This window comes from Maribacter algicola (assembly GCF_003933245.1).
In the GTDB taxonomy this organism is placed as follows: Bacteria; Bacteroidota; Bacteroidia; order Flavobacteriales; family Flavobacteriaceae; genus Maribacter; species Maribacter algicola.
This window is the reverse complement of sequence record NZ_QUSX01000002.1, coordinates 539805-552568: the sequence shown is the minus strand read 5'-3', so window position 1 is coordinate 552568 and position 12764 is coordinate 539805. Positions and strand designations below refer to the sequence as shown.

Annotated in this window: 8 protein-coding genes; 2 read left to right on the top strand and 6 right to left on the bottom strand. The window is 39.6% G+C overall.

What is annotated here, in order from left to right:
* The first annotated feature begins 230 nt into the window (after positions 1 to 230).
* Positions 231 to 1301, top strand: coding sequence for a serine hydrolase domain-containing protein (locus DZC72_RS11635; RefSeq protein ID WP_125223097.1), 1071 nt, complete (start codon positions 231 to 233; stop codon positions 1299 to 1301).
* Positions 1302 to 1376: 75 nt separating this feature from the next.
* Complete coding sequence (locus tag DZC72_RS11630; protein WP_125223096.1) at positions 1377 to 2042, top strand: hypothetical protein; 666 nt, start codon at positions 1377 to 1379, stop codon at positions 2040 to 2042.
* Positions 2043 to 2094: 52 nt separating this feature from the next.
* On the opposite strand, the gene DZC72_RS11625 is transcribed toward DZC72_RS11630, so the two are convergent.
* The 6 genes from DZC72_RS11625 to DZC72_RS11600 form a co-directional block, all read right to left on the bottom strand.
* Positions 2095 to 2694 (bottom strand): DUF6642 family protein, encoded by a 600-nt coding sequence (locus DZC72_RS11625; protein ID WP_125223095.1) that lies wholly within the window; start codon positions 2692 to 2694, stop codon positions 2095 to 2097.
* An 87-nt stretch (positions 2695 to 2781) separates the two neighbouring features.
* Complete coding sequence (locus DZC72_RS11620; RefSeq protein ID WP_243641720.1) at positions 2782 to 5823, bottom strand: WD40/YVTN/BNR-like repeat-containing protein; 3042 nt, start codon at positions 5821 to 5823, stop codon at positions 2782 to 2784.
* 207 nt (positions 5824 to 6030) lie between these two features.
* Positions 6031 to 6585, bottom strand: a complete 555-nt coding sequence (locus DZC72_RS11615; RefSeq protein WP_125223094.1) for an HNH endonuclease — start codon at positions 6583 to 6585, stop codon at positions 6031 to 6033.
* Positions 6572 to 7741 carry a DNA cytosine methyltransferase gene (locus tag DZC72_RS11610; protein WP_125223093.1) on the bottom strand — a complete coding sequence of 390 codons (1170 nt, stop codon included), beginning with the start codon at positions 7739 to 7741 and terminating at the stop codon, positions 6572 to 6574. The genes DZC72_RS11615 and DZC72_RS11610 overlap by 14 nt, the downstream gene beginning before the upstream one ends.
* The gene (locus DZC72_RS11605) at positions 7731 to 10010 is read right to left on the bottom strand and encodes a hypothetical protein (protein ID WP_125223092.1); all 2280 of its coding nucleotides are present in this window, start codon (positions 10008 to 10010) and stop codon (positions 7731 to 7733) included. The genes DZC72_RS11610 and DZC72_RS11605 overlap by 11 nt, the downstream gene beginning before the upstream one ends.
* A complete protein-coding gene (locus DZC72_RS11600) occupies positions 10003 to 12651 on the bottom strand; it encodes a sensor histidine kinase (RefSeq protein WP_125223091.1) in 2649 nt (882 codons plus the stop codon). The genes DZC72_RS11605 and DZC72_RS11600 overlap by 8 nt, the downstream gene beginning before the upstream one ends.
* Positions 12652 to 12764: the final 113 nt, after the last annotated feature.

The following is a 12764-nucleotide window of genomic DNA, read 5'->3' as shown; positions in this document are numbered from 1 at the left end:
TTTTTCAATAACTCTTAGCACAATGTAAGGGTCGTAACTAATACCCACTTTGCCCCTAAAATTTTTGGAGAAATCACCCTAGACCCCATACAACAAACCGAACGTCCAAACGTTATAGCTATTGCTTCTAACTCGTTATTCCCATAAGGATTTTTAGGGATATGCTTGAAAAATGCATCTAGAAATTCGGAAGCGAGACATTGAAGCAACAGCAATTATAAAAGAAGGCTATGAAATATCCATATTTGTTTTTGGTACTACTACTGAGTATTGTGGTAGGCTGTTCAACTTCGGACGATGGACCCATTGAGGAACCCGACCCAACCATGTATTTTCCACCCATTGGAAGTACGTGGGAAACCACAACGCCCAGCAGTTTGCAATGGGACGAGTCCCAAATAGACGCCTTAAAAGACTTTCTCATCCAGACCAATTCCAAATCCTTTATGATCCTTGTCAACGGCAGGATCGTTATGGAGGAATATTTTGACGGCCATACGGCCCAAGAGCCTTGGGAATGGAACAGTGCCGGAAAGACCTTGGTGTCCGCCACCACGGGAATCGCACAGCAAAACGGACTAATCGATATCGATAACAAGGTGTCCGACTATTTAGGGGAAAACTGGACCAATATGGACCTGGAAAAGGAAAATCTGATTACCGTACGGAATCTGCTCACGATGACCTCGGGCATTGACGATACCAAGCAATTGGTCGTAAAATCCAACCTTACTTATGTGGCCGATGCCGGTTCCCGATGGGCCTATGGCAACGTTTTTCAAAAATTGATGGATGTGGTCGCGGAATCCAGTGCATCCGATTTTGAAACCTACTTCAACGCCAATCTTAAGTCGAAAATTGGCATGGACGGGTTTTGGAACGAAGGTGCGATCTTTACCATTTTCCATAGCACTACCCGAAGTATGGCCAGGTTTGGGCTGTTGAGCCTTAATAACGGCGTATGGGACGGGGAGCAGATCATCGACACCTCCTTTTTTACGGAATGTGTGACCTCCTCCCAAAATATAAATCCGTCTTACGGGTATCTTTGGTGGTTGAACGGAAAAACCCAGTATATGGTTCCTAGCCAACAAAACGTGTATCAGGGTTCCTTGGTTCCCAATGCTCCTTCCGACATGGTAGCGGCCATGGGCGCCAAGGATCAACGTATCTACGTGGATCCCACTAAAAAAATGGTGGTGATACGTATGGGCAATGCTTCGGATCCGGAAAATCCCAATTTCGCGGTATCGGGATTTGACAATGCGCTTTGGGAGAAGATCAATGCAGTAATCAATTAACCCCCTACTCCATTACAACTTACCGTATTTAAAAAATAGAATATATAAACAGGTTACACCGATAAAATAAAAACAATGAAAACAAATAAATACCTTGCTGCGACCCTTATACTAGTAACGACCCTTTTTGCCTCGGCACAGAATACCAAGGAAACTGTTCAGGACCACCGACAGATTAAGATGGGGAGCGCGCAATTGGAACGTGACACCAAAGAATTGGAAAGCTTTAAAGCCGATGTTTTGGAATTCCAGACGGCCCTTGAAATTGGCGATACGAAACTGGCCCAAAAGTATCGGCAGGGAATACTAAACGCCATGGAGCGGGAAATCCAACAGACCGAGGGAAAAGTAGCCCGGGCAAAGCGGGAAGTCGTGCAAAGTTCCTTGGAAAAGGGAACCAACCGAAGGGAGAATAGAAGCAATCGCAGAACGTTCGAAGGCACTCGGGATGACAGACGGGATATACGCCGCGACCGAAGGAATACCCGCGACGACCGACGCGACAAACGGGACGATGTAGCCGACCGTAACGAATTAGAAGTCCGATTGGAAAACCAAAAGGCCCTACACGAAAGCGCCAAAGCCGATGAGACGCTTGGAAACGGCATTCTCGAAAAGTTTATCACTACCATGAACAATGACCTGTTGGAGACCCAAGAGGAACTTAGGGAGGATAAAGACGAACTGCGGGAAGACCGTCGCGAACGCCGGGACGACCGCAGGGAGCGCAAGGAAAACTAAGGAAACCAGTAAATCGCTTGAAATACCAGGGATAAGATATCACTACCTGGTATTAATAATACAACCTAAAATCCAGGATCTTACAGGCATCGTAATGCCTGCGATGCAGTTCTTCCACCACCTCGAACATATCATCTTCCTCCTTAAACAGGTTAAAGAAGGCCTTATCTAGGTGGGAGCTGCTTATTCCGTCAAATGCATTGCCATAACCGGAAACCGCCTTGGCATTGGTGATATCCAAAAAATACTGGGCTTCCTCCTCGTCCAGGTCGAGCACTTTTGCATTGGAAAAATGCAAGATTTTCCCACGTAGCCGTCCCTCGAACACTTCCGCGATTTCCTGTAAGGAATAGTAGTAGCCATTTAAACAAACACTATTGGCCTCCCCTGTCATCACCAGATAGATGATTTCATAATCCTTAAAATGGTGGTCGTCCATGACGAGGGCATTGAGACTATCTTCCAGCCCTTCAATGGTATCACAGGTTTGATAGATACTCGCCACGCCATACTGTATGGCCAGTTGCTCGAGATTTTTTTGTACTTCCGTAACCGTGTCCGTTTCAATAGCATCGACCGCTTCCAAACAGTAAATAAACCGTTCGGTATCGTTCGTAGGTTTTTGGGGTAATTGTCGTCTTTTCGCTAGCACATTTGAAGGTTTCCGCCAAAGTAAAAAAACACCAAATCAAGCCAAGGATTTTTATGATTTTTAACGTTTAACGGCTTCCTTGCCGACTTATTTGTACTTCGATTCCCAAAGGGCTACCATCTCCCCTACACGTGTATGTAACTGTCTTGCGGCTTCCTGCGTGGCGACCGTGGGTCGGGCATCGGTTTTCTGTAGCACGTTCAAAAGAAAGAGTAATTTGGATTGGAGTCCGACAAGCGTTTCATCCTCCAGTTCTGTAGCATAGATACTGCCATAGATCAAATCGCCATCCTCAGGGGCTCTCTCGCCTCGAAAGGCCAGCAGCTTTTCCTTCTTTTTGCCCTTTGCCGAGCTGGCATCTATCGCTTCCCGAATCCCCTGCAGTTTCCCATAATCGGTATAAGTTTGCAGGGACAGGTCGGTTTGAAGGCCCAAGGCTTCCTCGCTCATTTCGGAGCGTGGGTCCAGTTTTACGGTGATGCTTTTTTCTAGCATCTCCCCATCCACCTTCAGTTGGACGGTATACGTTCCCGGCGCTACAAAAGGCCCTTCGGGTCCGCTGGGGGTATCATATTGTACCGCGGCTATGGCAAAGGCACGATTGGCGCCCTGAGGTTCTTTATACCGTAGATTCCAAACAAAACGGTGGTGGCCGGGCTCGCCGGACAATCCTTTGAACGGACGTATCCAATACGTGGGATGCTGCATTTGGGTCGTATCCAACACTTCCGCACTATCGGCATTGGAAAAGCTGTTGACCAATTCCCCTTTCGAATCCAAGATGTTGAGTTCCACCTTTTGGGCATCGGCACCCAAATAATAATCGATAAGGGCGCCATCCGGCGGATTCTGTCCCGTAGGTTCTTCCGGAGGCAGTGGCGTGTCGCTAAACATATTGAACCGAACCCGATAGGCATCGCTGGGCGAAAATAAATAGGCGTTTTGGTCGGATAGACTTGCCAATTCCCGCAGCGGACTAAAATCGTCCAAGATCCAAATGGAGCGACCGTGGGTACCAATGACCAGATCGTTTTCATGCACCACCAAATCCCGAATGGAAGATGCGGGCATGTTCATTCGGAGCGATTGCCATGATGCCCCGTCATCGGCCGAAAAATAGACCTCACGCTCCGTTCCGGCAAACAGCAAACCTTTTTGTTTCGGGTCCTCCCGCACCACGTTGACCGGTCCGGAGGGATTCATCCCCGTAACGACCTCCTCCCAGGTTTCCCCAAAGTCGTGGGTCTTGTAGATATGGGGTTGCATATCGTCCTTCCGAATCGCATTTACGGCCACATAAGCGGTTCCCGCATCAAAATGCCCCGCATCGATCTGTGAAATTTTATCCCAGGAAGTAATCGAGGTCGGTGTTACGTCGGTCCAGGTGTTGCCCCCGTCCCGAGTCATATGAATGAGTCCGTCGTCCGTACCGGCCCAAATAATATCTTTATCCAAGGGCGAAGGGCCAATGGCATACACGATGGCACGCTGCGGCATGTTTTCCATTGCCTCGGTTTTGTAATCCCCAACGCTGGCGGGCACTTCGGGTTGGGCTCTGGTGAGGTCGCCACTGATCTGTTCCCAATGCTGTCCCCCGTTATGGGTTTTCCAAATCACATTCGTACCGAATAACAACATGCTATCATCGGCCGGATGAAACAATAAAGGCATCGTACGTAGGTATCGGAAATCCCGGGAACGTAATACTTCGGGACCCACATATTGCGATTGCCCCGTTTTTTTATTGAATCGAATCACCCGACCCCCATACACGATGTTATTATCCAAAGGGTCCGGGGCCACATAGGCATATTCATCGGCACCTACGCCTACAAATTCCCGGAACGAGATTTGTCCCCCATTGCTCCTACTGGCAATGCCAATGGCGCCACTTTCCTGTTGGCCTCCGTACACCCAATACGGAAATTGGTTGTCCGTCGTCACATGGTACAATTGTGACGTGGGCTGGTTGTACCAAGAACTCCACGTGTCTCCCCCATTGACCGTGATTACCGCACCTTGATCGGCGGCAAACAGCATGATTTCCGGATGCAGGGGATTGATCCATATCCTATGGTAATCGTCCCCGCCCGGGGCACCTTTGATGGAGGTCCACGTTTTACCGCCATCTACGGATTTGTAGGAGGCAATATTGCCTACAAACACTGTATTTTCATCCTTGGGATGCACCTTTATTTCGGCGAAGTCGCTCCCCCGGCCCCACAATCGGTTTTCCGTGGTGACCAGGCTCCAGCTTTCACCGGCATCGGCACTGGTATACACCCCGCCCTTTTCTTGGGCATCCACCGTGGCATAGAGGCGTTTGGAATTGCTGGCCGATAGCGCCACCCCTACCCTGCCCAGACCTTCTTCCGCTCCGGGTAACCCTTTTTCTATTTTTCGCCAGGTTTCCCCGCCATCCGTGGATTTGTAGAGTCCGCTGTTAGGACCGGAAAATTTGGCGTTCTCCCAAGGGCCTTCCAGGTGTTCCCACATGGCCGCAAATAAAATATTTGCATCGTTAGGGTCCATTTCAATTTGCGTTGAACCGGTGGTTGAATTTAGATATAAGGTCTTTTTCCATGTTTTTCCGCCGTCTACCGACTTAAAAATGCCCCGCATTTCGTTGGCCCCGTACGGATGTCCCAAACCGGCCACATAGACGATATCCGGATTGGTGGGGTGTACAATGACCCGACTCACCTGTTGTACATCTTCCAAACCGATATACTCCCAACTTTCACCGCCATTGGTGGATTTATAGATGCCATCCCCCACGGCAAGGTCCGGCCGGTGCAGGCCTTCGCCGGTACCGACATACATGATATTGGGGTCCGAGGGCGAAACCGCCAAATCCCCCACGGAACCTGTAGGGGCGTCATCAAAAATGGGGTTCCAGGTACGGCCATAATCATGTGTTTTCCATACCCCGCCATTGTTTACCCCAATAAAGAAGACATTGGGTTGGGAAGGGACGCCCACCGCACCTACGGTCCTCCCGCCACGGAAGGGCCCGATCATCCTGTATTCCAGATCTTGATAATAGGATGGGTCTACTTGTGCTTGGGACGCAAAAGCGGCCAAAAGGCAAAGGGTGAAAAAGAAGGTTTTTAGGGTGGTTGGTTTCATGGTGGTAGTTTATAAAATGGTTTTTCTTAGGTGTATAAGGCATTGGCGCTATACCTTCAAAAGATACTACTTTTCTATGGTGGATGTACTAGCATGCATCTATTGTTTTAGCCGAGTTGAAGAAGTAGATTTTACGAATACTTTTAAAACAATTTTAAGCTATTATCAAAATTATCTTAGGCTTGAAGCACTTGGATAGTTATAAATCTAACGTTTTACGAAAGCACTATCTAATTCTTGATACATTTTAAGGGCCTTATCACTTTCTGTCTTGATATTTTCGTATAAAGAATTCGCAATTACGCGAATTGCATGTTTTTCAGCTTCATTCAGTTCAGGATACTTAAATTCTCCTTTTTGCATATGATATTGAATTTTTTTCTTTCTTTCGAAAAATGAATTTAAATCATTATTTTCTCTGCAAATTTGTTCTAAATGTTCTTCCCAATTTAAATAATTACTCGAATCATCTCTTCTTCGTTTATTACAAGATTGACATGCTGGCACTATATTTCCTGGATGGTGTAAACCATATTGTGTTCTGTTGAACATGATTAAATGTTCTATTTGAAGTTTGAATGCTTTATTTCCACAGTAGGCACATTTATTCTCAAACACCTTTTCTTTAATTTGTTGAAATATTTTTTTTGACTTCCCTGAACCTGTATTAAAACTTTTTCCCCAATAGTACTCCCCAACTTTTGTCAAAAAAGCTCTTATTGCGGTATTTGCCGAATCTGAAGAAGTATTATAAATTGCCATTATTTAGGCTTAGGAAGTTAATTAAAGTGCGACGTATTTCTTTAGCTATTAATTCTGCACTTGCAGTTGGTACACCGTTACTAATTAATTTGAATTTTGGTGTTAAAGGCATTTCTGGTGGTAGAATGTATTCATCTGGTACAGTTTGTAATCTCAAGCCTTCTCTTACAGTCAACCGCCTAGCTTGAGTAGGGTGTAAATGAACCTCATTATTACCATAGGCGACAGTTGGGCTATATCTAAATCTATGTAGTCTCTTAAATGATTTGCGATTGGTATCTCCTTCCTCTACATCCTTAAAACGTTTTGATTTGGGATTAAAATGTTCAGTTTGATTTGGGAAAGTATCGTCTAAATCTTTAAAAATATAATTTACACTGAGCTCCTCATGCCCATTCAATTCGTAAATGGATTTATCATTTCCAAACTTCCATTTCTTTGGCCAATCGAAACTTTTCGGGTTTTTATATTTTGGTTTTGGCCAACGAAAAACCAAATTATCCGTTTGTTTATGTTTTAATTTAAAATTATCCTTTTCCATTACCTGGCCGGCCTTAACCAAGGATTTGACTATTTTCTTTTTGAAGGCTACTAACGCAATCCTTGGGCGATCTTGTGGATAACCATATTCCAACACGTTAAATATGTCATGCCAAACCACATAGCCATTCTTCTCTATATTTACAACGAACTCGTCGAATGCTTTTCTATGTTTTATAGTTTTATACAAACCCTCAACATTTTCAAAAAATAAAAAATCAGGTTTTATTTTTTTGACTATACTCAAATAGCTGTTTATCAATTTACCTCTTTCTCCTTCTATCCCTCCATTATTTCCCCCTACAGAATAATCTTGGCAAGGTGGCCCCCCTATTATACCCGTCACATTGGCATGGCTTTTTTCTAACCTTTTTTGTTCTTTCCTACATGACGCATCGATAGGCTTATTGATTTTGTTATGCTTAACTAGTCCTTGTCTTAAATATTTATTATTGGAATTATTAAAATAACTCTCTAGTCCATAATTATAAGCTTCAATAAAATAAGGGTTAATTTCGACTGCTTCTGAGATTTCAAAACCCTGATTAATAAATCCTAAGTCAAGAAATCCTCCACCAGAAAAAAGCGATAATATTTCAAATGTTTTATTCTTCATACTTTTCTTTAATTAATAAACCATTTGATAGGCTAATAACTGCTCCTTTATCAAAAACTATGATACCAAGTTTGAGCTCTTCAATTGTAATTTTCCGTGTGGCATGACCTTCTTCGTTCAAAAAAGATTCTTTTTCTTGTTTTCCTTTAACCATAAACTTGTCATTCCCTATGGGTTTACTTTCTTTAAACAAATCTTTAAAGCTAAACTCCTTTTTTTGAACGTAGTCATTTTCTCCAAAATGATACTTAAACATCAACGTATACTCACTATCAGATTCTTTCGTAAGAATGAATTGGGTAGTATTTGAAGATTCAAGTTTTTCAACTTTGCATTTGGAAAACAATTCCGAATACAACGGAAATGAAGTTTTTAATTCTTCCAAATTTAAATAGACTTCTCTTTTAGATTTCCACAAATTAAAATTATCAACTGTTAACTCTGATGCGGGATCATTTATGAGAGAAAAAGTTAATTTTATTGATGTTACTTCCTCCTCAACATTGTCTATGAGATTTAAATCAATTCTTCCTCTATGATTTAGGTAATTATTATATAAGGAATCATAGTATCTTCCTTTCAATCGACAAACTCTGCGGATACCATGCGATATAACACCCTGGTTTACTTGAAAATTTATAATAGAAAAATCAAGAGGATTGTTCAATTCTAAAGCACTCGCTATTTGTCTGATTTTTGATATTCCAATATTGCTGTATTTATTTTTTAGTTTATTATAATAATCGTCTTTGTTAGAGGATAGGACTAATTTAATGTCCTCTGTCAACTTTTGTTTAATATCAATTTCACACTTACCACTCGAATTAAACATGCAAAGATCTAGAACTTCTAGGTCTGCAAAAAAAATATTTGGTGTAGAAATATCAATTTTAAGTGTTTCATACTTGTCATTTAATTCGTCATAAAAATTATCGATATGAATATTTTTTTTGCCTGAATTAAGTATGACATCATATTTATATTTTTGTGAGTCATTTCTACCAAATTCTAGCTTAAATAGTTCACCAATCCTGGCATTTCTATTATTATTCTTCTTTCGCAAGAGTAAATCACAGAGCTGCCCTATAAGGATATAATAATTCCCACCTGACTCCCAAATGTCCCCTGGAGCAATTGGTAAATATTTTTTGTTGATATTATTATCAAATAACTCATAAGTGTTTAACTGCCTGAGCTCTTCACTCACCTCGGATAACGAGGGATGATTTTCTAAAAATTCCTTTTTGAAAAATGAGGCAAGACTAGCAATAAATCGAAAATCCTTTAATTCTTTTAAATCGAAAGAATTTTGGACAGACAAGCCATACCAATTTTTTATTGTGTCATAGGCAGGAATACCCTCATCCTGAGATTTATCCACAATATATTTTATATTTTTCTGGTTTTTAAGAACAATCTGAAGAGTATCCTCTGCACTTTTGATTGTCTTTACTTTTAAAGAATTAAAAACTTCAGCATATGCAGATTGTGCTAGTACGTATGCTATATTATCAGTTTCATTTTCTTTGCTTTTTGAAACTTCTTGAACAAAATAATCATCAAAACATTCCAACTTGTTTTCAGCTGCTAAGGATGTATAAAGACAGCAAATATGTTTAAACCTATCATCGTTTTTATGCTCCTCTACTAATCTTTGAATTAGTTCTTTACCTTCATTTCCGCCTCCTCCAAGACTTTTATCAATAATTGAAAGACAAAAATTGCTTTTAGTATCTAAAACGGATTGTTCAATTTCATTTTTAAAAGTCGGCCAAAACTCCTCGGCTGGATTTTGCTTGTATATTAAAATTTTACAATTTGGAATCGAGTGAATTTCAGCTAAAATTTTTCTATACTTAGGAACAGTCTCATCAATGAAAATACCATGTTTGAGAAAAATAGATTTAAAAGAATGATTTGTATCTTGTTCAATAATGTTATTGAATATTTCTAAAAATTCAGGCTTTAATATGCGCTGATTTATTTTTTCCAAGTACCTATCCAGATATTCTACACCCATAGTTTCCAATAATTGAAACTCGTGGTTTTCAATTTTATTCCAAGCATAAAAGAATTTATTCAGGTGTTCTGCCAAGTCTTCGTGCCCTTGCGAATTAACAGAGCTGACAATTTCAGTAATAGTCTCCGGTTTCAGAAAACAGCTTTTCCCAAGTATTTCATTGGGGTTTGTAACATACTCAAATTCATTCTCGACAATGAGAATCGTGAATGCTCTAAGAGACTTTATAAGTTCGGCTAACCTACTCATTCTCGTTTGTAAGCTGATTTATGCTTATTTCAAAAATATATCTATTTCCATAAATATTTCTCTTTGGTAATAATTCGATATTACCTCCAAATGATTTTAGGAATTGTCTCACGATATACAAACCCATACCTCTACCATTTTCTTTACCGGAAACAAGTTCATTAAACAAAGTGTGTTGAAGTTTATCATCTATTCCAATGCCAGTATCGCTAAAGTGTATTGTAGTTGACGAAGTTGTTTTGATATCTATTAAATCTGTACCTTCTCTTTTGTACCTAGCATCTAATCTCTCCATCCTTTGTCGTTGTCGAATCCAATAAATCGAGTTGTCAATTAAGTTGTAAAAAACATGCAGTAGAGCTCCTTTTGGCACCTCCCAAACATTATTAAGCGACGAAAGTTCTACTCGCACATTATGCCTATTCAATCGAAATTTGAATCTTTCAACAATAAGCTTTAGTTCACCTTTTACTTCCGTAGGAATCAATATTCTACTTCCGTCATTTGTAATAAAGGTTTTATCTAAAAAAGAATAAAACTTATCTAAATCACCCATTTTTTTAAATAGATGTTCAAATTTCTTTTTAATTGGCAGAAAATGCGACTTATTAAGCTCATATAGCTCAGTATCCAGGAAATACTTTTCTATTACTTTAAAGTGCCTGTCATAAACGACACCCTCCTCCTCAGAGCTGCTAAGAAGAGAGTGGAGCTCATGAGTAATTATTTCAGTAACCAACCCATTGGCCATAAGTTTATAATTATTGTAAGCTTCTGTTTTTACCCTTACTTGTTCTTGTTTAGCAATTTCCAATAGTTGGTTTGCACTTTTCAATGATCTTTCAGTATCATCAAGATTTTCCTCAAAGTTTAAAGCAATTGGTTCTAGATTTCGAAATACTTTTTTAACAGAATTGATTTTTTCTTCCGTGTCTAATTCAATTTTGTCCTTAATTGCAGTAATTGCCTGCTGAATAGCGGTTAAATTCAATCTTGCTGCTTTTAGTACCTCTTTCGATTTGTCGATTTCCTGCTCTATTTCTTTTTCATTATTTTTAGGCAACCAACCTTCCTGATCAAGAAAGTTTTTAGTTAATTCTACTGCTGTTTTGGTATAGTTTGGTGAAAATATTTCGAGAAGTTCAGTTAAAGTTACTTGAAGTGAATCGACATATAAATTTTGAGTGAGATGTTCTCTAGAACTGGTTTCGTATATATACTTCTGTTTTTTATCATTAATCTGAATGAACCCAATTACATTTCCTAATTCAAATCTATAAAACTGTTGCCCAGAAGTTCTTTTTTGTTGTAGTTCTAGCCAATCATTATCCCTATTTCCAATCGTTCCTACTCGGTATGAATTCCGATATAGTTTGATTCCATTATGAGCAGATAAAAATGGACGAATATCATAATTTGTTCTAACAGTATTTTCGACATATCCGTTATCCACAGCAGATTGTCTTGCAATGCTCATGAGAGTATTATCTCTTTTAAATGTATAAATTTTACATTTTATTGGTGCTATTTTCAAAATGGCATCAACAAAATTTTCAGATAAAGCTCCCTTTCTTTTTTTGTTCCATGATGGGAAAATTTGAGTAAGTAAGAGTGTATTCTTTAAATTCTGACTATAACGGTCTTCATATTTATCTAAGAGCTTTTTATATTCCGTAGATGGTCTTTTCCAGTCTTGATAGAGTACAGACCCTAATTCACGGTGATGAATTCTTTCAATAAACCAAGGCCTTAGTTGTAAACTCAAATTAATTTTTAAATCTATTGGTTTATGATCATCATCATAGATAATTTCACTATCAAATTCATGAATTGTCTCAGCAACCTTTAATGCCTGATAATTAAAATCCAACATTATGGTCTTTCCGTCGGTTGACAACTCAATATCAACTACAGATTTCTTTTCCTCAAACGGCGAATACAAAAATCCAAGAGCAGTTTGTAACTCATCCTTTATTTGAAGATACTTTCCTAAACTTTTAGTAATATTTCCGAAAACATCGTATTCGTAGTTTTCTCTTTCTTCAAAATATTGTTGAATTACAATTGGTTGTTCCTTAGTACCAAGAAGCCATAGTCTTGTGTATCCACTAGAAATAGTTGTCCCTAAATCGATTTCTTCTTCAGGTGCATCAAAATCTTTACTTGATATAAATTTCTCCCAATCAATTTCAACATAAACAATTTGATTGCTATTCTCCGCTGAAGTTTCCACGATGAGTTTTGGGGCAATTTTCTGAGAAGCTAACCTACCAATTCCTTTGTCACCAAGAATAATGTTAGCACCTTGATCCTCATTATTCTTTTGGTCTTTTTTTAAGGTTGATCCGACTTCAAAAAATCCTTTGATTAAAACATCTTTGGTCATTCCAACTCCGATATCTTCAACTAATACAAGACTTTCAGGATTAATTTTAGCTAAGCGTTCATTTAATTTATTAGGGATTTTATTTAGTAATCTTGTGGTATCGAGTTTATCATAAGAGGTCAAAAACTGCAGTGAAACTTTTGAAGAGTTTGCATCATAAGAATTTTTGATAAGCTCAGTTATTGCAACTTCATTAGAAGTAATCAGCTCATATCCTAAATGCCTGATAATCCTTGGATTGTAGGTGAATTTCATTAATTTGTTTTACTCTTAAATTTGATATCAAACAAATCTAAACATTAATGCCATAATTATGTAAGAATTTTAAATGTGATTCATTTAACATACATTTACACCCCCATTAATCC